At 73.1% G+C, this 22,406-nt stretch carries 17 protein-coding genes and 1 pseudogene; 9 read left to right on the top strand and 9 right to left on the bottom strand.

What is annotated here, in order from left to right; genetic code table 11:
- Positions 1 to 3: 3 nt before the first annotated feature.
- A complete protein-coding gene (locus EV139_RS03645) occupies positions 4 to 744 on the bottom strand; it encodes an SDR family oxidoreductase (protein ID WP_130452977.1) in 741 nt (246 codons plus the stop codon).
- Complete coding sequence (locus EV139_RS03640) at positions 737 to 2,833, bottom strand: FAD/NAD(P)-binding protein (RefSeq protein WP_130452976.1); 2,097 nt, start codon at positions 2,831 to 2,833, stop codon at positions 737 to 739. The genes EV139_RS03645 and EV139_RS03640 overlap by 8 nt, the downstream gene beginning before the upstream one ends.
- Positions 2,834 to 3,064: 231 nt before the next feature.
- Here EV139_RS03640 and EV139_RS03635 point away from each other — a divergent pair, with 231 nt between their 5' ends.
- From EV139_RS03635 to EV139_RS03605, 6 genes are all read left to right on the top strand, one after another.
- Positions 3,065 to 4,717 carry a TIGR04028 family ABC transporter substrate-binding protein gene (locus EV139_RS03635; RefSeq protein ID WP_130452975.1) on the top strand — a complete coding sequence of 551 codons (1,653 nt, stop codon included), beginning with the start codon at positions 3,065 to 3,067 and terminating at the stop codon, positions 4,715 to 4,717.
- 83 nt (positions 4,718 to 4,800) lie between these two features.
- Positions 4,801 to 5,877: an ABC transporter permease gene (locus EV139_RS03630; protein ID WP_130452974.1), complete on the top strand. Its 1,077-nt coding sequence runs from the start codon at positions 4,801 to 4,803 to the stop codon at positions 5,875 to 5,877.
- Positions 5,874 to 6,767, top strand: coding sequence for an ABC transporter permease (locus EV139_RS03625; RefSeq protein WP_130452973.1), 894 nt, complete (start codon positions 5,874 to 5,876; stop codon positions 6,765 to 6,767). The genes EV139_RS03630 and EV139_RS03625 overlap by 4 nt, the downstream gene beginning before the upstream one ends.
- Positions 6,764 to 8,692 carry a dipeptide ABC transporter ATP-binding protein gene (locus tag EV139_RS03620; protein WP_198677439.1) on the top strand — a complete coding sequence of 643 codons (1,929 nt, stop codon included), beginning with the start codon at positions 6,764 to 6,766 and terminating at the stop codon, positions 8,690 to 8,692. Before EV139_RS03625 ends, EV139_RS03620 begins: the two co-directional genes overlap by 4 nt.
- A 101-nt stretch (positions 8,693 to 8,793) precedes the next feature.
- Positions 8,794 to 10,122 carry an alkylhydroperoxidase domain protein gene (locus EV139_RS03610; protein ID WP_130452972.1) on the top strand — a complete coding sequence of 443 codons (1,329 nt, stop codon included), beginning with the start codon at positions 8,794 to 8,796 and terminating at the stop codon, positions 10,120 to 10,122.
- Positions 10,119 to 10,889, top strand: a complete 771-nt coding sequence (locus EV139_RS03605) for a VOC family protein (protein ID WP_420029115.1) — start codon at positions 10,119 to 10,121, stop codon at positions 10,887 to 10,889. The genes EV139_RS03610 and EV139_RS03605 overlap by 4 nt, the downstream gene beginning before the upstream one ends.
- 559 nt (positions 10,890 to 11,448) lie before the next feature.
- Here EV139_RS03605 and EV139_RS03600 read toward each other — a convergent pair.
- Positions 11,449 to 12,237, bottom strand: a complete 789-nt coding sequence (locus EV139_RS03600; protein ID WP_130452971.1) for a helix-turn-helix domain-containing protein — start codon at positions 12,235 to 12,237, stop codon at positions 11,449 to 11,451.
- A gap of 74 nt (positions 12,238 to 12,311) precedes the next feature.
- Between EV139_RS03600 and EV139_RS03595 the strand changes: the two genes are divergently transcribed.
- Positions 12,312 to 12,827 (top strand): VOC family protein, encoded by a 516-nt coding sequence (locus EV139_RS03595; RefSeq protein WP_130452970.1) that lies wholly within the window; start codon positions 12,312 to 12,314, stop codon positions 12,825 to 12,827.
- Positions 12,828 to 13,101: 274 nt separating this feature from the next.
- Here the strand turns inward: EV139_RS03595 and EV139_RS03590 are convergent.
- Positions 13,102 to 13,650 (bottom strand): annotated as a pseudogene (locus EV139_RS03590) (helix-turn-helix domain-containing protein); the annotation flags it as partial.
- A gap of 74 nt (positions 13,651 to 13,724) precedes the next feature.
- On the opposite strand from EV139_RS03590, the gene EV139_RS03585 reads away from it, so the two are divergent.
- Positions 13,725 to 15,410, top strand: a complete 1,686-nt coding sequence (locus EV139_RS03585; protein WP_130452968.1) for a bifunctional NAD(P)/FAD-dependent oxidoreductase/class I SAM-dependent methyltransferase — start codon at positions 13,725 to 13,727, stop codon at positions 15,408 to 15,410.
- A 72-nt stretch (positions 15,411 to 15,482) separates the two neighbouring features.
- On the opposite strand, the gene EV139_RS03580 is transcribed toward EV139_RS03585, so the two are convergent.
- The 5 genes from EV139_RS03580 to aspS all read right to left on the bottom strand — a co-directional run bounded on the left by EV139_RS03580 (position 15,483) and on the right by aspS (position 21,187).
- Entirely contained in the window at positions 15,483 to 17,315 is a 1,833-nt protein-coding gene (locus EV139_RS03580; RefSeq protein ID WP_130452967.1) for a choice-of-anchor G family protein, read from the bottom strand.
- Positions 17,312 to 18,160, bottom strand: a complete 849-nt coding sequence (locus tag EV139_RS03575) for a hypothetical protein (RefSeq protein ID WP_206750806.1) — start codon at positions 18,158 to 18,160, stop codon at positions 17,312 to 17,314. The genes EV139_RS03580 and EV139_RS03575 overlap by 4 nt, the downstream gene beginning before the upstream one ends.
- Positions 18,157 to 18,798: a S24/S26 family peptidase gene (locus EV139_RS03570; RefSeq protein WP_130452965.1), complete on the bottom strand. Its 642-nt coding sequence runs from the start codon at positions 18,796 to 18,798 to the stop codon at positions 18,157 to 18,159. Before EV139_RS03570 ends, EV139_RS03575 begins: the two co-directional genes overlap by 4 nt.
- A 55-nt stretch (positions 18,799 to 18,853) precedes the next feature.
- Entirely contained in the window at positions 18,854 to 19,525 is a 672-nt protein-coding gene (locus EV139_RS03565; RefSeq protein WP_237464544.1) for a SipW-dependent-type signal peptide-containing protein, read from the bottom strand.
- Positions 19,526 to 19,858: 333 nt separating this feature from the next.
- Entirely contained in the window at positions 19,859 to 21,187 is a 1,329-nt protein-coding gene (gene aspS, locus EV139_RS03560) for an aspartate--tRNA(Asn) ligase (RefSeq protein ID WP_130453474.1), read from the bottom strand.
- Positions 21,188 to 21,365: 178 nt separating this feature from the next.
- Between aspS and EV139_RS03555 the strand changes: the two genes are divergently transcribed.
- Positions 21,366 to 22,406, top strand: a complete 1,041-nt coding sequence (locus EV139_RS03555) for an LLM class flavin-dependent oxidoreductase (RefSeq protein WP_130452964.1) — start codon at positions 21,366 to 21,368, stop codon at positions 22,404 to 22,406.

Raw genomic sequence — 22,406 nt, 5'->3', positions numbered from 1 at the left:
GCGCTACAGCCGGGCGATCTCCTGCCGGGGGCGTACCGCGATGTCGGTGATCTGCACGTCGGCCGGGGCGTCAACCACGAAGCGGAGCGCGCCGGCGACCGACTCCGGCCTGATGTAGCGGGCCGCGTCGTAGTCGGCGGCGGGGACCGAGCTGCGGAGCATTGCGGTGTCGGTCTGGCCGGGGGCCAGCGTGACGACGCGGATGCGGTGCGGCTCCTCCTCGATGCGCAGCGCATCCGCGAGCCCGCGCAGCGCGTGCTTGCTCGCTGAATACACGACGTTGCCGGGCACGGGTCGGGTGCCGGCGCCCGAGCCGATGAACACGATCGTGCCGGCAGCGGCGCGCAGCAGCGGCAGCGCGAGGCGAGTCAGCTCGGCCGGGGCGGTGACATTCACCGCGAAGTGCCGCTCCCAGTCAGCGGGGCGCGCGGACTCCACGCTGAACGGCTGGGCGATCGCCGCGGCCTGCACGAGCAGGTCGAGCCGGTCGAGCTGCGCCACGCGCGCCGCGAGGGCCGCCGCGTCGGTGAGCTCAAGCTCCCAGGTCTCGACGCCCGCCGACCCGGCGCCGCCCGCCGATTCGCCGCCGGTCGCGGCGGTGGCCTGCGCGGCCACGGCGGCGAGGCGCTCCGCGTCGCGGCCCACTGCGATCACGCGGTGGGTGCGCGCGAGCTCGCGCACGATCTCAGACCCCATCCCGCCGGTCGCGCCGGTGACGAGTGCTACGGGGGTGTGGTCAGTCATGCGTGGCTCCTGTGCTGGTGAGTGTGGGTGCCGCGGTCGCCGCGAGGGCGGCCTCGAGGGTGCTCAGCGCGACGCGGTCGGTCTCGCGCAGCATGAACGGATCGGTGCCGGGCATCGGGCTGATGACCGTGTCGTGCAGCGTCTCGTCGACGGGGATGCCCGAGGCGTGCACCGCGGCGTCCACCGTGCCGTCGGCGCCGCGGAGACGGCCGGTGGGCCCGTCGATGTCGATGCCGCCGGTCGTGAGGCGCGTGCCGGCAGCCGGCCCGCTCGCCCGAGCCGCGACCGTGAACGGCCGTGCGCGCCCGGCCTCGACGAGGCTGTGGCTCAGCGGATCGGCGGTCTCGGCGAGGCGGTGGAAGTGCATCCAGGCGTCGATGAGCGCGGGGGCGACCACCTCGGATCCCGCGACGAGCGGCGAGCTCGCGACGAACCCGCGATCGTCGACGGTGAGCGCGGCTTCCGGCCCGATGAAGTGCACGATCCCCGCGCTCGCGAGCGCGAGGAGCTGGCTGCTGCGGAACGCGGGCGGACCCGAGCCGACCATCCCGCCAACGGCGAGGAGGAGCGCGTAGCCCCCGCGGCGCGACTCCGCGTCGAATCCGCCGAGCGTTCCGATCCGGCTCGAGACTGCCCGCGCCGAGCTGATCGACCAGAGCCCGGCCTTGAGCGCGTTGGCCCGGCCCTGCTCGGCCGCGCGCAGGTCGGCGGCGACGCGCTCGGCGACCCAGGCGTCAAACGCTGCCGGGCCGCTGAAGGCGACGTCGACCGGGGTGAGCTCCCCGGCAAGATCGAAGCGGTCGGCCGGGCTGGGGATGTGCGGTGCGACGGCGGCGGCCACGGCGTCGACGGTCGCGGTGGGGGCGGCCGACGCTGCGCCGGCGAGAATCGGGGCGATCGCGGTGCGGACCGCGTCGGCGATGGCACCGAGCGCAGCGTCGGCGCGCGCAGCGTCGGTTCCAAGTGCCTCCGGGCGGATCTCGCGCAGCGCGGTGGCGTGCGCGATGAAGCCGTCGCCCACGATGCGCGGCCACAGGAGCTGGTCGAAGTTGATGGGGCGGGGGATCGAGTCCCACTCGACTTCCCGCAGCAGCGTCTGCGCCGCCCGCGGCGGGAGCGAGCGATACAGCGACTTTGCGCGGAAGGGGACGCCGCGGTGCGAGGTCACGTGGATAATCGGCTCGTGACCCGACGGCGCGTAGCGCAGTCCGCCCGGCGCAGCCGGATCCGGGGTGAAGACGCCGCCGCGGCCGATGGTGAGCAGCGCCATCGTGTCGAAGAATCCCATGCCGAGCCCGCGCACGATCACCGGCTCGCCCGCGGGGACCCCGCTGAGGTCCTGATCGACGGGGCTGCCCTGTCGCACCCAGGTGAGGCCGGGGTGATCCGCAAGCTTCGCCTCGATCGCCCGCTCCGCCGGGGTGCTCGTGCGCGGCAGCCAGCCGGTGGCGAGAATGGCGGCGTCGGCGGCCACGGTTGCGCCGGTGTCGAGGGTGAGGCGCTCGCGGCCATCGACTCGGGCGATACGCTCGGCGCGGGCGCGGTGGTGCACCACGCGCACGCTCGCGGGGAGCGCGGCGATGGCGCGGTCGAAGCACCAGACCAGGTACTCGCCGTAGAGCGCCCGGCTCGGGTGAGACTCGGGGCGAAGCTCGGCGAGCTCGGCGCGGTAGTCCGCGGCGAGCCCCTGCCGCGTTGGGTGCGCCGAGAACGCGGCCGCGTGCGCCGCGGGGACGGCGGCGCTCGCGCCGTCGCGCACCAGCAGTGCCCACTCGTAGAGCGTCGGTCCCTGGCGGATCGGCCCTGTGACCGTGCTGCCGGGCTCGGTGAAGAGCGTGACCGCGTCGGCGAGCGTGTTCATGCACAGCTCGCGCGTTTGGTCGGTGCGCCAGATCCGCCCGGCGCCCGCCTGCGCATCGTCGATCAGGTGCAGATCGAGCGGGGCGTCCGCGCGTGCGTCGCCCCGCGCGGCGGCCGCGTCGAGGTGGGCGCCGAGGCGCTCGATGAGCGAGGTGCCCCGCGGTCCGAGTCCCACGATGGCGATGCTCGTGGCGGCGGTCGAATGCGTGCGCACAGGGGTGTGGGGCATGGTGTCTGGGTCCGGATCGCTTTCGTCTCAATTATGCTTCTCATAACTCTAGCTTGGGGTTGCTGGGTCCCCGGTGGGCGGGGGTGCGGGGGTTACGCCGTGTGACGGGGCGTGTGCGGCGCGGTTTGTGTGCTCGGCGCCGGGCATGGAACAATAACGTCTGGCAATACCTCGTAGAAGTACAGCGCATGTCTTGCGCTCACCCACTCAGACTCCCGGAGACCGAAACACATGTCACGTTTACGCCGCTCGGCCCTCGCCGCGCTCTCCCTGGCCGCCACGACCGCGCTCCTCGCCGGGTGCTCGGCCAGCGCCGACAGCAGCGCAGCCCCGGCCGGTGACCCGGTCACCGGCGGCACGCTGACCTACCTTGAGCCGCAGACCTGGAACACGCTGTACCCGCCGGCCGCCGGCTTCTACCCGAACGGTGGCGTGATTAACAACGTGACCGACCGGCTGCTCTACCAGAACCCCGAGACCCTCGAGCTCGAGCCGTGGATCGCGACGGCGCTGCCCGAGGTGAACGCCGACGCGACCGAGTACACCTTCACGCTCCGTGACGACGTGACCTACTCAGACGGGACCCCGCTCACCGCGGAGAACGTGGTCAAGAACCTCGACCTCTACGGTGGCGGGGACGAGGACCGCGCGCTCACCGTGTCCGAGGCAATCAACAACTACGACCGCGGCGAAGTGGTCGACGACACGACCGTGAAGTTCTTCTTCACCGCCCCCTCACCGGGCTTCGCGCAGGCGGTCTCCACGATCAACTCGGGCCTCGTCTCCGACGCGACGCTCGATCTCACGAGCGAGGGCTTCGGCCCCGGGAACGCGACCGACATCGTCGGCAGCGGTCCGTTCGTGATCGCTGACGAGCAGGTGGGTACCCAGATCGATCTGGAGGCGCGCGACGACTACGACTGGGCGCCGCCGTCGGTGGAGCACCAGGGGCGGCCGTACCTCGACGGCATCAACTTTGTGGTCGCGAGCGAGAGCAGCGTCCGGGTCGGCACGGTCGTCTCGAAGCAGGCGGATCTCGCCCGCCAGATCGACGCACCCGACGAGGCGCAGTTCGCCGCCGACGGGCTCTCCATCGTCGCCGCGTCGACCAACGGCGTGAACAACGGCCTCAACTTCCGGTTCCGCCACCCGCTGCTCGAAGACATCAAGGTGCGCCAGGCGCTGATCGCCGGGATCGACCGCGAGGCGATCGTCGACACCCTGTTCACCGAGAGCTACCCGCTCGCGACCGGCGCGCTCGCCAAAACGGCGCTCGGCTACACGGACACCTCCGAGTACTACGTCTACGACCCCGAGCTGGCCGCGAAGCTGCTCGACGAGGCCGGCTGGAAGGCCGGCAGCGACGGCATCCTTGAGAAGGACGGCGCGCGGCTCTCGCTCACCTTCAACGAGGCGCTCCCGCAGCCGCGCTCGAAGGAGGTCGTGACCCTGATCCAGGAGCAGCTCGGCAAGCTCGGCGTCGAGGTGAAGCTCTTCGGTGGCGACCAGGCCGCGCAGGACGCCGCCCGGCTTGAGCTCGACACGATCCAGGTCTACCACTCGATGGTCGGCCGCGCAGACTACGACGTGCTGAAGTCACAGTTCTTCTCGGCGAACCGCAACACCCTGCTCAACCTCGACACCGCCGACGGCAGCATCGGCGACGAGGAGCTCGACTCGCTGCTCGCCGACGTCGCCTCCGAGCCGGTCACGGAGGACCGGGCCGCCGCCTCTGCCGCCGCCCAGCAGCGCCTCGCTGAGCAGGCATACATCCTGCCGATCCTCGAGGAGCCGCAGGTGTTCGGTCTCACCGACGCACTCCAGGGCTTCGCGACCGAGTCGGTCGGGCGGCCGACGTTCTACAGCGCCTGGCTCAACAAGTAGCCGATCGCGCGGGGTGACGCCGACTCGGCGTCACCCCGCGCAGCCGGTTGCGCACCCCACACCCCGAGGAAGGATCCGCACAGATGAGGTACGTCGTGAGGCGCGTGTTGCAGGCGCTGCTGGTGCTCGCGCTCGCCTATACCGCGGTGTACGTGCTGCTCGGAGCGCTCCCCGGAGACGCGGTGGCGGCGCGCTACGGCAACCCCGACCTGGGGCTCACCCCGCAGCAGCTCGACGAGATCCGTCAGACGTACGGGGCCGATCGCTCGTTCATCGAGCGCTACCTTGAACAGGCCGGCGCGTTCCTGCGCGGCGACCTCGGCTACTCGGTCTACAGCGGCGCGGCGGTCTCCACGCTCATCGCCACGGCGCTGCCGAGCACGCTGCTGCTCGCGGTGCTGGGCCTCGCGCTCGCCGTGTTCCTCGCGGTCACGATCGCGTTCACCGCGACCTACGGCGGCGCCTCGTGGCTGCGTCGCCTCTTCCGCAACCTGCCGCCGTTCTTCGTCTCGCTCCCCGTGTTCTGGATCGGAATCATCCTGATCCAGGTGTTCTCGTTCCAGCTGGGCCTCGTGCCCGCGATCGGCGCGACCGGGCCGGAATCCCTGATTCTGCCAGTGATCACGATCGCGATACCGATCGCCGCCCCGCTCGCCCAGGTGCTCATGCGCTCGATCGACGAGGTGCGCGCCCAGCCGTTCGTCACGGTGGTGCGTGCCCGCGGCGCGAGCACCTCGTGGCTGCTCTGGCGCGACGTGGCGCGCAACGCGCTGCTGCCCACGCTCACGATGGCCGGCCTGCTCTTTGGTGAGCTGGTGGGCGGCGCCGTGATCACTGAGACCGTGTTCGCGCGCGCCGGGCTGGGGCAGCTCACCGCGCAGTCGGTGGAGAACCGCGACACCCCGGTGCTGCTCGCGATCGTGGTCATCACAACGGTCACGTTCGTGGTGATCAACCTCATCGTCGACCTCCTCTACCCGGTGCTCGACGCGCGGCTGCGCACGCAGGCGCGGGCCGCGGGCGGGGGGAAGCGCACCCGGCGGGATCCGGATCAGCTTGCCGCTGCGACGCCCGCCGCCGCGACGCCCGCCGCCGCGACGCCCGCCGCCGCGACGCCCGCCGCTTCGCGCCCCACCCCGACGAACGGAGACTCACGATGACGCTCCTCGGAACCCGCCCGAGCTCTGCCGACGCTCCCGGCACCGCCGAGGTGCAGACGCGCCGCGCGCGGGGTGCGCAGGGCCCGCGGCACCCGCTGCTGCGCGCCCGCTTCCTGCTCCCGACGCTCGTGATCCTGCTCGCGCTCGTCTGGGCGATCGCGCCCGGACTCTTCACCTCGCTGAGCCCCACCGAGAGCGTCGGCCCGGCCCTCCAAGCCCCGAGCGGCGCCCACTGGTTCGGCACCGACGCGACCGGTCGCGACCTGTACGCGCGCGTCATCTACGGTGCCTCGCAGTCGATCGTTGCCGCTCTCGTCGCGGTGCTCGTCGGCTTCGTGGTGGGCACCACGATCGGCGTGCTCGCGGGCGCCGTCGGCGGGCTGCTCGACGACGCGCTCATGCGGCTCGTCGACGTGCTGCTCGCGATCCCGGCGCTGCTGCTCTCGCTCAGCATCGTGATCCTGCTCGGATTCGGCACCACGAACGCGGCGATCGCCGTGGGTGTCACGTCCATCGCCGTCTTCGCGCGGCTCGCCCGCTCGCAGGTGGTGAGCGTGCGCGTCAGCGAGTACGTTGAGGCGGCATACGGATCCGGCGGCACCTTCGGCAGCGTGCTGTGGCGGCACATCCTCCCGAACTCGCTCACCCCCGTGATCGCGCTCGCCGCGCTGCAGCTCGGCTCGGCGATCCTGCAGATCTCCACCCTCGGCTTCCTCGGCTACGGCGCGCCGCCGCCCACCCCGGAGTGGGGTCTGCTCATCGCCGAGGGCCGCAACTACGTGGCAACCGCGTGGTGGCTCACGGTGCTCCCCGGGCTCGTGGTCGTCGCGATCGTGCTCGCCACCAACCGACTCAGCCAGGCGATCCGCGGAGGGGACCAGGACTCATGACCACCACACCACTGCTCAGCATCCGAGACCTCGCCGTCTCCTACCGCACCGACCACGGGCGCGTCGACGCCGTGCGCGGGGTGTCGCTCGACGTTGCCGCGGGATCGGTCACGGCCCTCGTGGGCGAGTCGGGCTCGGGGAAGACCACCGTCGCGCAAGCGGTGATCGGGCTGCTCGCCGCGAACGGGCAGATCGCCGGCGGCGAGATCACGCTCCACAGCGAACTGCACGGCACCGACCGGCTCGCCGGGCTCTCGGAGCGCAGCTGGCGGCAGGTGCGCGGGCGCCGGATCGGGCTCATCCCGCAGGACCCGGGCAACTCGCTCAACCCGGTCGCGCGGATCGGCGCGAGCGTTGGCGAGGCGCTGCGCATCCACGGGTGGAAGGACCGCCGGGCGGTCGACGCGCGCGTGCTCGAGCTGCTTGAGCGCGTCGGCATCGACGACCCCGAGACCCGCGCCAAGCAGTACCCGCACGAGCTCTCGGGCGGGATGCGACAGCGCGTGCTGATCGCCGCCGCGCTCGCGCTCGAACCCGAGCTCATCATCGCCGACGAGCCCACGAGCGCCCTCGACGTCACGATCCAGCAGACCGTGCTCGACCTCCTCGACCGGCTGCGCGCCGAGACCGGGATGGGCGTGCTGTTCATCACGCACGACCTCGCGGTCGCGGCGGATCGCGCCGACACCGTCGTGGTGATGCGCCACGGCGAGGTGCAAGAATCGGGGCCGGCAGCGCGCGTGCTCTCGGCACCCGAGTCAGAGTACGCCCGCGAGTTGCTCGCAGACGCGCCGTCGCTCGCCCGCGTGGTCGAGCGCGCGCCACGCCCTGCTGCTGGTGGTGCCGCCGACGACCCCGTGGCCGGTGCGCCGCTGGTGGCCGGTGCGCCGCTGGTGACCGTCGCGGACCTCCGGCAGGAGTTCCGCGTCGCGGGCCGGGCCGCGCCATTCGTCGCCGTTGACGGCGTCTCGTTCACCGTGCCCCGCGGCACCACGCACGCGCTGGTCGGCGAGTCGGGCTCGGGCAAGACCACGACCGGCCGCGCGATCGCCGGGTTCCAGGCCCCCACCGCCGGCACGATCCGGGTGGGCGACACCGACCTCACCGCGGGCGGGGTGCGCCGGGGCCGGGCCGCCCGCGCGTTCAGGCGCGGCACCCAGCTCGTCTACCAGAACCCCTACGGCTCACTCGACCCCCGGCAGACGATCGCCGACGCGCTGGGCGAGCCGCTGCGCAACTTCGGCATCGGCACCAAGGAGGACCGCGCCGACCGGATCGCGCACGCGCTCGAACTCGTCGCGCTCGCCCCCGAGATGGGCCGGCGCAAGCCGCAGGAGCTCTCGGGCGGCCAACGGCAGCGGGTGGCGATCGCGCGCGCACTCATCGTCGAGCCAGAACTCGTGGTGTTCGACGAGGCGGTCTCCGCGCTCGACGTGACCGTGCAGGCCCAGATCCTCCGCCTGCTCGCGCGGTTGCAGGCTGAGCTCGGCCTCACCTACGTCTTCATCTCGCACGACCTCGCCGTGGTGCGCCAGATCTCCGACACGGTGTCGGTGCTGCAGCACGGGCGTCAGGTCGAGATCGGCACCGCCGAGCAGGTGTTCGAGCGCCCGCAGCACGACTACACGCGCCGGCTCCTCGCGGCGATCCCCGGTGGCGCCGCGCGCGCGGCCGCCGGCGCGGGGGCCCGCGCGGCACCGTCGGCGGACCCGGCCGATCCCGCTGACCCGGCTGATCCTGCCGATCCTGCCGATCCGGCTGATCCTGCCGATCCGGCTGATCCTGCCGATCCGGTTGATCCGGCTGACTCGGTTGGCGCCGATGGCTTGGCCGATCCGGCCGGGCTCGCCGGGGCGGCCGGATCCCCAGGGGAGCCCGCCGCCGGGCGGACCGATCCCCGCGCGTCGCTGGCCGCGCTCGGCTAGCCGAGCGACGCGGTCCCGAACTCCGAGCGGTCGCATCCGCTCAGCACTCACGCGCCGGCCCGCTCGCGGCCTGCGCGCACCCCACCCCCAAGGAGACCCACATGAGCGACCAGAGCGCCGACATCATTGACCTGCTCGCGGGCATCACGCCGAGCAGCGAGCTCGCCGCGGTGCGCGCCCAGCGCACGCAGGCCCGCGAGAACGCGCAGCTCAGCTTCACCGCCCTGCTCGAGCCCGAGCAGCCGGGCGACTTCTCGCTCGCGGAGCGCTACGCGATCGCCGCGTTCGTGGCGCAGCTGCACGGCTTCCCGGAGGCCGCTGAGTTCTACGCCGACCTGCTCGGAGACGAGGATTCGCAGCTCGCCGCCCAGATCGCCGCCGCTGCGGCGGACGTCGTCGCTGCGGGCGCCGGGCGTGGTCCCGTGGGCGCGTACCGTGAGCCGGATCTCGCGTCCGAGGGCACGCACGCCGCTGTGTGGCGCCCCGACGCCGACGCGGCCGAACGCCTCGGTGCGCACCTCGCCGCCGGCCTCGCGCACGCGCACGCGCTCGTGTTCCGGCCGCGCGAGGCACGGCCGGAGTGGCTGGCGGCCCTCGTCGCGGCCGGCTGGAGTGCCGACGCGATTGTGTCGCTCTCGCAGCTCGTGTCGTTCCTCGCCTTCCAGCTGCGCCTCGCGTGGGGCCTGCGCGTGCTCGGTGGGTCGGCGGACGCGTTCAAGCCAGCGTCGGCCGCCGCCCCGGCGAGCGACGCCGCGGGCGAAGTGCCCGATCCCGCGCTTGATTCCGCCATTGATCCCGCGCCCGCGAATCTGCCCGATCTCGTGACCGCGTATCCGGAGCTGGCGCGACCGGATCGCTTCACGCAGCAGGGGCTTGGCTGGGTGCCCTGGCTCGCGCCGGTCGCCGAGGCCGAGCTCACGGCGACGCAGCTCGACGCGCTGATCCAGCCCGAGCGCGCGAAGATGCCGTACTTCCGGCTGCTCGCCCGCGATCCGGCCGCGCTCAAGGCGCGCACGCTCACCGACCTCGACATCTTCTTCAACGTCACCGACGGCATTGGCCGCGCTGAGCGCGAGCTCGCCGCAACCGCGGCGTCGCGGCACAACGGCTGCGTGTTCTGCGCGTCGGTGCACTCGGCGGCAGCGACGCGGGAGTCCGGCCGCGCAGAGACGGTGCAGCGGCTGCTCGACGCGGGCGTCGGCGCAGATCTCGGCGATCCCGTGTGGAACGCCGTGGTCGCCTCCTCGGTGGCGCTCACCGACACCCCGCTGCGCTTTGGGCAGGAAGACATCGTCCGGCTCCGCGAGGTCGGCCTCGGGGACGCCGAGATCGTCGACGTGATCAGCGGGGCGGCGTTCTTTAACTGGGCAAACCGCCTCATGCTCTCGCTGGGCGAGCCGGAGGTGCCGGCGCGACGGGCGCGCGCGTGACCGCCGCGGGGGATCCGGCCGCCGGGGTACCTGCCGCCGGGGTGCCTGCTGCCGGGGTGCCTGCTGCCGCCGCGATCCCGGCGCTGCTCGACCATGTGGTGATCGCTGGGCCTCACCTCGACGCGCTGAGCGCCTGGTTCACCGCGCACACCGGCGTTGTCCCGGCGCCGGGCGGCGCGCACCCAACGGGCACGGCGAACGCGCTGGTCGCGCTCACGGTCGCCGGCGCACGTGGCCCGCAGTACATCGAGCTGATCGGGCCGGATCCCGATCGGGCCGGGCTCGAGCTGCCGACCACGTTCGGCATCGACCGGCTGGCCGAGCCGCGGGTCCAGGCGTACGCGGTGCACCCGCCGCGCATCGAGGCGGCGGTCGCTCGGGCGCGCGAGCGGGGCGTCGACTTCGGCGACGTCTCCGCGCTGTCGCGTCGCACCCCGGACGGGGCGCTGCTCGAGTGGCGGCTTACCCTCGGCACGGTCTCGGGCGACGGGCCGGCTGGCCGGCGGTGTGAGCTGCCGTTCCTCATCGACTGGGGTGCGACGCCGCAGCCCGGCGAGACGGTGGTGCCGAGCGTCGAGCTGGTGTCGTTTGTGCGGCTCGAGCCGAGCGCCGAGGCGGTTGCCGCGGTGTCGGCGCAGCTGGCGACGCTCGGCCTGGGCGACGGGGTCGCGCGGGTGGAGCTGGACGCCGCCGGAGCCTCGGGGTTCCGCCTCACGCTGCGCACTGCGGGCGGAGAGCTCGTGACGCTGGGCCCGGCGCGTCCGTGACCGCGCTCGCCGCCTGATCCGCCCTCCGCGTCGCCCTGCGCCCCGCCCTCGCCCGCGGCGGCGCCGCGCGCCGCCGCGCCGCCGCGCAGATCCGCCCCCGCCGCCGTAAAGATCCGCCCCCCGAACCGCAGATCCGACCCGGTTCGACAGATCCGACCCGGTACTTCAGGGCTGGAGCGCCCAGGACCGGGTCGGTTGTGGGCTAGCGGGTCGGATCTGCGGGGCGGCGTGTGGCAGCCCAGAGCCGCCTACCCTAGCCAGCCCCGCCCGTCCGCCCCGCCCGGCCCCGCCCGGCCCCGCCCGGCCCCGCCCGGCCCCGCCCGCCCCCCCACCTCGCAGATCCGACCCGGTTCGACAGATCCGACCCGGTACTTCAGGGCTGGAGCGCCCAGGACCGGGTCGGTTGTGAACTAGCGGGTCGGATCTGCGAGGTGGGGCGGCGGAGCAGCGGGCAGCAGGAGCGGCGGGGCGGCGGGGCATGCCGCGGGCGGGTCGGTTGTGGGCTCGCGGGTCGGATCTGCGCGGCGGGCGGGCGGCGGGAGGCGTCGCGATGGGCCGGCTAGCGCGTCGCGTTCGCGCGATACTCGCTCGGGGTGACGCCGAGCAGCGCGGCGAAGTCGGTCGAGAAGTGCGCGTGATCCGCGTAGCCGAGCTCCGCCGCGAGCGCCGCGATCCCGAGTTCCGGCTGCTCCCGGAGCCGCTCGGCGCCCTCCTGAAGTCGGCGGCGCCGGATCATCGCGTGCAGCGACAGCCCGAAGCAGCGGGTGGCCGTGCGCTGCAGGGTGCGCGTCGACGCGTGGAGCCGCGGGGCCAGCTGATCGACGCGCGTGACCGCCGGGTCGGCGAGGGCCGCCGCGAGCTCGTTTGCGAGTTGGCCGTCGGCGTCCGGTTCGGGCACGCGCGCGCCGAGCCAGGCGCCGACCGCGGCGACGGCACCCGCGCGGCGCTCAGCCCCCGCGGCGGTCGGGTGCCGCATCGCCGCGGCCACGCGAGCGAGGAGCGCCGGCTCGTCGAGCGGTGCAACCGCGTCCCTGAGCCGCGCGGGCTCGGGAGCCAGGCTCGGCACCGCCGCGGGCAGTAGCAGAGCCCCGACCGCCCAGCCGGATCCGCGCAGCACGCGCTCGGAGCGCCGCGTCGGCGGCCCCACCAGCGTCACCCCGTCGGGCTCCACGACCAGGTTGCACGCGGGGAACGCGAGCACCTCCTGCCGCGAGGTGGTGCCGGGCGGGAGGTCCCACTCGGGGATCCAGAACCAGCGCACCGCGCGGGCGAGTTCGGGCGGCGGCGCGATCCGGTGAAACTCGGGCAGACGCCCGGGGTACAGCACGCCGCGGCGATCCTCCGCCATGGGTCCCCTCCCGCGTCCGCGATCTGGCGCGAATCTGCAAGCGCGTCAGTGTGCTCAAATCTTACGGTGGGCGTATGACTTCACACGAGACCCGCGCCGCGACCGGCGCGCACACCACGAACGGCCGCCCCAACGGCGCCACGAGCCTCACCCCGTTCCTCGCCATCCCCGGCGCGGCCGGCGCAATCGAGTTCTACCGCGACGTGTTCGGCGCGCGCGTCGTCGATGTCACCGAGATGGGCGGGGTGGTGGTGCACGCGGAACTCGACTTCGGGGCCGGGCATCTCCAGCTCGGCGAGCCGATGCCCGATTACCACCTGGTCGCGCCGCCCTCGGGCGAAGACGACTGCTACTCGCTGGCCCTGTACGTGCCCGACGTCGACGCGACGGTCGCGCGGATGGTGGCCGCCGGCGCGACCGTGCGCGAGCCGCTCGCCAACTTTGTGTCCGGCGACCGCTTCGCGAGCGTGCGCGACCCGTTCGGGGTGCGGTGGTCGGTGATGACCCGCGTGGAGGATCTGTCCGAGGCAGAGAGCGCGGCTCGCGTGCGGGCCTGGGCCGAGTCGTTCACGGCCGGCGGCGAGAGCTAGCTCCGCGCGTCCTGCCCCGCCCCGCCCCGCCCGGGCCCGCTGGCGTGCGGCGCCAACGCCCCCGACCCCGCCCCGCACACATCCGACCCGTGAGCCCAGATCCGACCCGCGCCACCGGCCCGTCGCGCCCGTGCGGCGGGTCGGATCTGGGCTAGGGGGTCGGATCTGCGGCGGCGGTTGTGGATGCGGCGGCGGGTGCGGGTGCGGCGGCGGGTGCGGGTGCGGCGGGTGGGGGCGCGGCGCCCGCGGGTGGGACGGCCGCCGCCGCCGCGTGCGAGTGCAGGTGCACGCGCTCGCCGACCGCGTTGAAGATGCTCAGCACCTCGGCCCGGCGGGCGCCCTCCGCGCGCATGCGGTGCGGCACGGTGGTGTCGAACTCGGCGGCCTCCCCGCTCGTGAGCACGAGCACCTGTTCGCCGAGTTCGAGCCGGAGGCGCCCGGACAGCACATAGAGCCACTCGTGCCCGTCGTGGGTCTGGGGCCCGCGCTCCGGTGCATCCGGGTGGTAGGTGATCCTGAAGGCGCGCACGTCCGACGCTTCGCGGGTGAGCGGGGCAACCGTCAGCCCGTCGCGGGTTACTGCGCTGCGGCGCACGCGCGGGTCGCGGTCGCGCGGGGCGAGCAGGTCGTCGACCCGGATCCCAAGGTGCCGGGTGAGGGGGAGAAGGAGTTCGAGACTCGCCTGCCGCTTCCCGGACTCCAGGCGCGACAGCGTGCTCACCGAGAGTCCGGCGCGCCCCGCGAGCTCGTCGAGCGTCCAACCGCGGTCCTGTCGCGCCGCCCGCAGCCGCGGGCCGAGCTGCGCGAGTTCGTCAAGTGCCATGCGCACCACCACACTTTCTTGCCAATAGTGCAAATCAGATTGCCAGTATCGCACAGTGTGGTCAGGATTGAGCCATGACGAACACACACTACGACGCCATCATCATCGGCGGCGCCACAGCCGGCCTGAGCGCGGCGCAGGCGCTCGGTCGCTCGCTCCGCCGCACCCTGGTGATCGACGCTGGCGCCCCCCGCAACCGATTCGCCACGCACATGCACAACGTGCTCGGGCTCGACGGCACGCCCCCGCTCGATCTCATCGCTCGTGGCCGGGCCGAGGCGGCGGCGTACGGGGTCGAGTTTGCGCAGGGCCACGTGGTGGCGGTGCGCGACGGCGAGCCCGGCACGGTGCGCGTCGAGTGGCGCACAACGGAAACTGGGGCGCCGGCCGCAACCGGAGCACCGGGGGCAACTGGGGCGCCGGCCGAAACCGGAGCACCGGGGGCGCCGCCGGCAGAAGGAGCACGGGCGGCAGACGGGGCGCCGACGCAGCAGGCCACCGCGCGGGCCGTGGTGGTCGCGTCGGGCGTGCGCGACACCCTGCCAGACGTCCCCGGGCTCGCCGACTACTGGGGCAGCACCGTGCTGCACTGCCCCTACTGCCACGGCTGGGAGGTGCGCGGCGGCCGCCTGGGCGTGCTCGCCACCGCGCCGCTCTCGCTGCACCAGGCAACGCTGATCCGGCAGTGGAGCGACCGCTTCACGGTGTTCAGTGCGGCGCTCGGGGAGCTGGACCCCGCGGTCGAGCGCCAACTGCGCGCCCGGGGCACCGTGATCGAGCCAGACCCGGTCGTCGAGGTGCTCGGCGACGGTGCGCGAGTCACCGGAGTGCGCACCCGGGCGGGTGCGACCCATGCGCTCGACGCGATCTTCACCATGGCCGCGGTCACCCCGCACGACGCCTTCCTCGCCGAGCTCGAGCTTGAGCGCACCGAGACTCCCGTGGGCAGCTTCCTCGCGGTGGACCAGACCGGGCGCACCAGCCACCCCCGGATCTGGGCGATCGGCAACGTGTCAAACCCCATGGCGACCGTGCCGATTGCAATGGGTGCTGGCGCGCAGGCGGGCGGCGCGGTGAACTTCGCGCTCGTCGAGGACGACGTGGCGGTGGCGCTCGCGACGCACCCCGCGGCCTTCTGGGAGGACCACTACGCCGGTACGGAGCCGGTCTGGTCCGGACGCGTGAACGCCGCGCTCGCCGCAGCGGTGGGGGCGGCAGCGCCCGGGCGCTCACTCGACCTCGGCTGCGGGGAGGGCGGCGACGTGCTCTGGCTCGCCGAGCGCGGCTGGGCGGCGAGCGGGATTGATCTCGCGCCGTCGGCGATCGATCGGGCGCGGTCGGAGGCGGCCGCCCGGGGACTCGACGCGACGTTTGTCGCCGCGGACCTTGCGGCGTGGGCGGCCGATCCCGCCGCGGTCGACGGCGGCGGGGAAGCCGGTTTTGACCTCGTCACCGCGAGCTTCTTGCAGTCCCCGGTCGAGCTGCCGCGCGAGCGGATCCTGCGCGCGGCGGCGGCGCGCGTTGCCCCGGGCGGGCGCCTCGTGGTGATCGCCCACGCCGCGGCCCCGTCGTGGGTGGCCGCCGGGTCGCACGCGCACCTCGATTTTCCCACGCCCGAGGCGGAGCTAGCGGCACTCGCACTCGATCCCGCGGCCTGGCAGATCGCCGTCGCCGAGGTGCGCGAGCGCGCGCTCACCGCGCCAGACGGGTCGCCCGGCACGATCGGCGACAGCGTGGTGGTCGCGGAGCGGTTGGCGTAGCCGGGCGTGCGGTCGCGGGCGGCCGCACCGGGTCCTCATCCTCGGTGCAGCCGCCGACGGTCGCACCGGGCTCTAGTACCCGGCGCAGCTGCCGGCCGCGACCCGCGCGGGCGAGCACACCGGTCCCACGGCCGCGCGGCCCAGGTACAGGCGCACGCCGAGCCCGCCCAGCGTGTCGAGCACGCCCACGCGCAGCGCGGCGACCTCGTATCTGCCGGCGGGGAGGCTCGCCCACTCCGGCGGTTCGGGGAGGCCTAAGAACGGATCGTTTTGCGCGTTCGCGGTGACCGCCACGATTCCGGCGACGAACAGTTTCGAATACAGCGTCGAGACCGCGGTGACGATCGGGGTGGTGAGCGTGGCAACCGCGGTGGGAAGCACGGCGAGCCCGCCGACGACGGCCCAGATCGCGTTGCCCACGATGCCGCCGAGCCCGCCGACGAGTCCCGTCACGAGGCTGTTGAGCACGGGTTTCAGGAGGCCGTTGACGAGGTCGGCGACGAGCCCGAGGTCGTTGAGGAGTGTGAGCGACGCGGTGGTGGTGGTGTTGCCGGGCGTGAGGAGCTGCGCGAGCGTGCCCGATGTGGTCGCCGTGATCGTGCCGATGTGGATCCAGGGGGTGACGAGGACCTTCGCCCGCAGATCGATGGTGAGTGTCGCGTGCACCGCGATCCCGTTCACCGTCTGGGTGAGCAGGGTGTTGACGCTGCCGATCCAGGCTGAGAGCGCACTCGTGAGCGCGGTTGTCAGCGCGGTGAGGATCGCCGGGTCCGCGAGGAGGTTGGTGTTGGGTGGGAGCCCGTTGAGTCCGGCGCTGTAGCTGCCGGGGTACGCGGCGGCGAGCAGCGCGGTCGTATTGACCGAGATCGTCCCGGAGGCGGGGGAGACGGTGAGCACGCCGCCCGGATCCGAGAACGGGGCCGCGATGAAGTTGCGCAGCGGAGTGGTGTTCACGGTGGCGGTGACCGGCCCGACCGTGATGTTGCCGAGGCTCAGCGAGCCGCTGTTGCCGCCGATGAGCCCGTTGAGCAGCGACGTCACCCCGGTGGTAATGGCGGTGGTGACCCCGGCGTTGCCCGCGATCCCGTTCACCGCGGTCTCGAGTCCCGTGACCGTGGTGGTGATTCCCTGCGTGAGCGCGCTGACCGTTGGCGAGGTGAGGGTGAGGTTCAGGTGGGAGGCGAGGTACTGCCGCGAGAGATTTCCCGAGCCGCCCGCGGCCGGCACCGGCACGGCGCCCCGCCACGCGGCGTCGCAGCCGTTGAGCTGTGCGCGCCCGGCAACGGCGCCGGCGGTCAGCGAGACGTCGGTGATTCCGGGGATCAGGGTGCCGAGGTTGTAGTTGAGCGAGCTCAGCACGTTCGAGAGTTTGAGCGTGGCGAGGTTCGGGTAGCCGCCGGGCGCGCCGTCGAGGTTGATGCCGCCGCTGCTCGTGAGATACCCGGCCGCGCCCGCCGCGGTGCCGGCGTTCTGCGCCTGCCCGAACTGACCGACGGCTCCGGTGCCGGCGTTCACGGGCAGCTGGAGCGCCTGCGTGAGGTTGAGCGGAAGCGCGCCATTGAGCAACGCCACGTTGAGCGGGTCTGCCCACGCCTGCGGGATCCCGGTGGCCGCCTGGGCCGAGGCCGGGGCGTGCAGATCCCGTGCCCCGTTGTTCGTGACCGTCACGCCCGAGGCCGCCGCCACCGTGTCGAGGTTGGTGCCGAGCAGCGCGCCGCTGAGCGCGCGGCCCTCACCGCGCGTGGCGAATCCGGGTGCGGCAGCGGCGCAGTTCGCGCTCCCGACCCGCTCGGCGCCCCACTCGGTGTCGGTCCACGCGGCGCTCGTGGGCGAGGCGCTCTGCACGAGCAGGGCGAACGCGGCGAGCGCTCCCACCGCGAGTGCCGCGGCACCGCGGCGCCTCATTGCCGGCCTCCGGGGTGCGTGGCTCCGCCGCGCCGTGCGGTGCCGCGGGTGGCGAGCGCGATGCCGATGCCCAGGAGGCCGGTCGCGACGAGCGCCAGCGCCGCGACGTCGCCGCCGGTGAGCGCGAGCTGCGACCCGGCGGTGGGCCCCGCCGCCGGTGTGGCCCCGGTGGGGTCGGGCGGGGTCTTGGCGCCTGGCGTCTCGGGGCCGGGCGTCGCAGGTCCCGGCGGCTCGGGTGTGGGGTGTTCGGGCCCGGGCGGTTCGGGGGTGGGCGGCTCTGGATCGACCGTCTCGCCGGCCGCGAAGAGTCCGAGGCCGACGCGGGCGCGCGCGTCGGTGAGCTCCGCGCGCGTTGCGGTGTCTGGGAGGCGCAGCGTGACGAGGAACTCGCGCGGGGCGTCGGCGGTGAGATCGGCGAGCGTGTAGCGCGTGTGGGTGTGCGCGAGGTCGCGCAGCGGGGTCGTCGCGAGGACCGGCTCGGACGTGCCGCTGCAGCGCGGCCGCCCGGCCCGTTCAACGAAGCCGGCGGAGCACGCGGTCACCGCCGCGGTGAGGCCGGCCGCATCGACGAGCTTGCCGCTCGCGACAAGCTCGAGCCCAAAGCTTGCCGTCGTCGCGTCGGTGAGTTCGGCGCGCACGAGCCAGTGCGTGGTCTCGCCTGCGGAGAGCCGGCTCCAGACCGGGGTCGCCGCATCGACGCTGAGCGTGAGGAGCCCGGGCTGCCCGGCATCGACGATGTGCTCGTAGGCGGCGACCGCGCGCACCCCCGTGAGCGTGACGCCGAGGAGCAGCGCCCCCGCCGCCGCGACGAGCACCGAGCGGGTCATAGTACGCCGCGCGCTCACGGGAGTGCCTCCGCGCGGGCGTGCCGGGGGCCGGAGGCGGGCTCCGGGGCAGGATCCGGCTCCCGCGCCGGGTCGTGGGCCTGGGCCAGACCCGGATCGGAGCCGCGCCCGCCAGCGTCGCCCGCCGCCCGCGGCCAGAACGCCCAGGTGGTGATGCCACCGGCGCCGATCACCAGGAGCCCGAGGCCGAGCGGGGACTGCAGCAGGGTGAGGCCGGTGCCGAGCCACGGTGCGGAGGCAACCACCCTGCGCGCCTCGCGCACCACGTACGGTTGCGCGTCGGCCGTGTCGTTCGCGTCCCCGCGCAGCACAAGCTCGCGGGCGTCCGCCGGGGCTGGCTCCGCGCCGGCCGCCGTCTCGCTCACCGCCGGCACCCCGGTCGACACGACCCGGTGCGACACGGGGAGGGTGCCGGTCTCCCGCTGCACCGTGACGACGTCGCCGACCCTGATGTCGGGGGCGGAAACCGGCACCGACACTGCGAGCGCGCCCTGCGGGATCGCCGGGCTCATCGATCCCGTACGAAAGATCACCAGCGTGGCCCCTGTCGCGGCGGCGACGGCGAACCACCCCACGAGCGCGATCGCCGCGACCGCGAGCAGCGTCGTCCCGGCGACGCCGAATACGTGCCTGCGCATGCCCACCTCCTGCGTTGTCGCGGTCCCCGCCCGGGGCGGGGACCGCGAGCGGACGTCAATTTGAGGTTGCGGCGAACTCCCATGCGGGGGCGATGGTGCGGCCCTGCAGCGTGTCTGGCGAGCCCGCCGGCAGCGTCAGCGCGAAGCAGTAGTGCTGCACCGAACCGGCATCGGCCGCGAGGGTCTGTGTGGCGTTGCCCACGGTGTTGAGCGGGGCGTTCGTCACGAGCGTGGTCCAGCCGGCGTTGCCAGCTCCCGCGGCGGTGCAGGCCGCGGGCGGGGTTGCCCCGGTCGCCGTGTGCACGGTCGCGCGAATGGCGCTCCAGAGGCTGCCGCCGGTGTCGGAGACGGTGATCCCGGTTGCCGCGACCGCGCCCTGCAACTGCACGGTGCCGGCGACCGAGTCGGCCGAGGTCTGCAGCGCGACCGGCGCGTAGATGGTGTCACCGGGCGTGAGCGTGAGCGAGCCCGCAGTGAACGTGAGCTCGTCGCCCGGGTTCGTCTCAAAGTCGCCCCACCCGGTGGTGGTGAACGGTGCCGAGGCGTTCTGCTGCACGTTGAAGCTGCTCGTGCCGACGTTTGGGTCGCCGTCCGCGCCGCCCCAAACCCACTCAGCGTCGTTCCACGACGCGAGGGTGTAGGTGGCGCCGACCCCCACGACGAGGATTCCGGCGGCGATTGCCGCGATCTTCCTTGATTTGCGCGACGCCTGACGTGTGGTGCTCATGTGCTTTCTCCCCTGGTTAGGCAGCGGGCGAGAGCCTGATGGTTCGACAGTGATCGCGGTACGCGAACTCCCCCGTTGCGTACCGGTAGCGAAGCGGGAAGCCGTTTCCTGCGTCGTCGCCGGATGCTCTGGACACTAACATCGCGGGGGCGGTTCGGCAAGCAAATTCATTGCAGATCCATTGGTTATGCGGGCCCGGCGCTGGCTCGGCGCTGCCGGGCTCGGCGCAATCCGGCCCTGCGCAGCGCGCCCGGCCCGCCCCGAACGCACGCGTGCCCCCTGCCTCGCGGGGAGGCAGGGGGCACGCGTTGCGCCGGGCGGCGTGCCGCGTGACTACGGCAGCAGGCGGTTCGGGCCGCGGAAGAGGTAGGTCACCTCGCGGATCGAAGACTGCTCAAGCATGAGCATGAGCACGCGGTTCAGGCCCATGCCGAAGCCGCCGTGCGGGGGCACGCCGTAGCGGAAGAAGTCGAGGTAGAAGCCCAACTCGGCCGGGTCCATCCCCTTGTCGCGCGCCTGGGCTTCGAGCACCTCGATGCGGTGCTCACGCTGCGCGCCCGTGGAGATCTCGGTGCCGCGGTAGATGAGGTCGTAGCTTTTCGTGAGGTTCGCGTCGCCCTCGTGGCGCATGTGGTAGAACGGCCGGATCGACGAGTCGTAGTCGGTGAGGAACACGAAGTCCGAGCCGTGCACCTCCTTCGCCCACGCGGCGATCTGGCGCTCGCCCTCGGGGTCCATGTCGGCGTCGGCGCGCGGGACCTCGTAGCCGCGATCCTTCACGACCTGCTTCGCCTCGGCGAGCGGGATGCGGGGGAACGGGCGGGCGGGGACGGTGATCTCCACTCCGAAGAGCTTCTGGATCTCTTCGCCGTGCTTCTCCTTGACCGCGGTGAGGCCCGCGACGATGAGCTCCTCGTGGAGCTCCATGACGTCCTCGTGGGAGTCGATCCAGCTCAGCTCGGTGTCGATCGAGGTGAACTCGGTCGCGTGGCGCGACGTGAACGAGTGGTCTGCGCGGAACGCAGGCCCCACCTCGAAGATGCCGCCGAAGCCGGCGGCCTGAGCCATCTGCTTGAAGAACTGCGGGCTCTGCGCGAGGAACGCCTTGCCCTCGAAGTACTCGACCTCGAAGAGCTCGGCCCGGGACTCCGATGCCGAAGCCATGAGCTTGGGGGTCTGGATCTCGATGAAGCCGCGCTCCACCCAGAGGTTGCGCAGCGCGTGCAGGAACGTGGTCTGGACGCGGAACACGAGGTTCTGCTCGGGGCGACGCAGGTCGAGGAAGCGCCAGTCGAGGCGCACGTCGATGCCGGAGTCGCCCGCGACCGGGTTGTCCGGGAGCGACTTCGTGATGACCTCGATCTCCTCGATCTGGATCTCCACGCCGCCGAGCTTCACGCGCTCGTTGTGCTGCAGCTCACCGGTCACGGTGATGAATGAGCCGTGCGTCAGCTCAGAGATGGTGGTGGTGCGGGGCACGAGGATGTCGGAGCGCGGGTTCTCCGGATCCGGCTCCCGCAGCACGCCGCCGTTGACGAGCTGCACCGCACCCGACTCGTCGCGGAGCACGACGAACTGGACGTAGCGCTGGTCGCGCACCTTCTCGACCCAGCCGGAAACACGTACGGTGCCGTCTTCGCGGGCGGCCAGGTCCTTAATCAATACACGCTCAGTCACTCCCACAGTCTAGCTGTGCCGGGCCCGCCACACTTCGCGCGCGGGCGAACTCAATTCTCATAACCGGTAATAATGGGTCACATCACTGTGTGGGGGAGCGGGCGGCTCCTACGCTGGCTCCCACACCCGGGCCGTTTGCCCGCCAGACCGATTGAGGAGCGGCATGACCTCCAGCCCCGACGCGCGCCCACTGCGGAGCCTCGGCTTTATCCACCTGGTCCCGTTCGACCGGGCCGATCCGGGGCGCGGGCTGCGCGACGGCATCGAGCTGTTCCGCTACGCGGAGGAGCTCGGGCTCGACAGCGGCTGGGTGCGCACCCGTCACCTGCAGTACGGCCTGCCGTCGCCCGCCGTGTTCTTCGCCGCGGTCGCGCAGCACACCGAGCGGCTCGGCCTCGGCACCGCCGTGATCCCGGTGGGGCACGAGAACCCGTTCCGGCTCGCCGAGGATCTGGCGACCGCGGACGCGCTCTCCGGGGGCCGCGTGCTCGCGGGCCTGAGCGTGCACCCGCCCGGGTACAGCGACACCGTCAACGACGTGGTGCACGACGCCGGCTGGCGCGACGAGGACTACACCTACCGCCGCATTGAGCGCCTGCGCGAGCTGCTCGACGGCGGGCAGGTGCGCGAGATTCCGGTGTACAGCGGCATCGGCGGCGACCTCGACTCGGAACGAGTGGAACCGCACAGCCCGGGCCTCTCGGATCGCCTCTGGTACGGCGGCGGCTCCCTCAGGTCCGCGGAGTGGGCCGGCCGCGCCGGCTTCAACTGGCTCGTGAGCAACATCAGCTCGACGGCGGACGGGGATCTCGACTTCTCCCGGGTGCAGCGCGCCCAGATCGACGCGTTCCGGGCCGCGCACCCCGAGGGAGATGCGGCACGGGCGTCCGTCGCGCGCGTCATCGTGCCCACCGACGGCGCCTCCCCCGAGCAGCAGCGCAAGTACCTGGCGTACGCCGAGGCGCGCACGCCGCGCACGGAGCGGGTGCACGGGGGGAAGACGATCATCGCGCGAGACGTGCTCGGCTCGACCGACGAGATCGTCGAGTTCATTCGGCAGGACCTCGCGTTCCGCGCCGCCGACGACTACCTGTTTGAGCTGCCATTCGAGTTCGAGCTCGACGACTGGAAACAGATCCTGCGCGAACTCGCGACCAGTATCGGCCCCGCACTCGGCTGGCGGCCGGGGTACCCTCCTCAGTAA

This window comes from Leucobacter luti (assembly GCF_004217175.1).
GTDB classification, from domain to species: Bacteria; Actinomycetota; Actinomycetes; order Actinomycetales; family Microbacteriaceae; genus Leucobacter; species Leucobacter luti.
The sequence above is the reverse complement of the archived record's forward strand: the minus strand, read 5'-3'. Positions and strand labels throughout refer to the sequence as shown.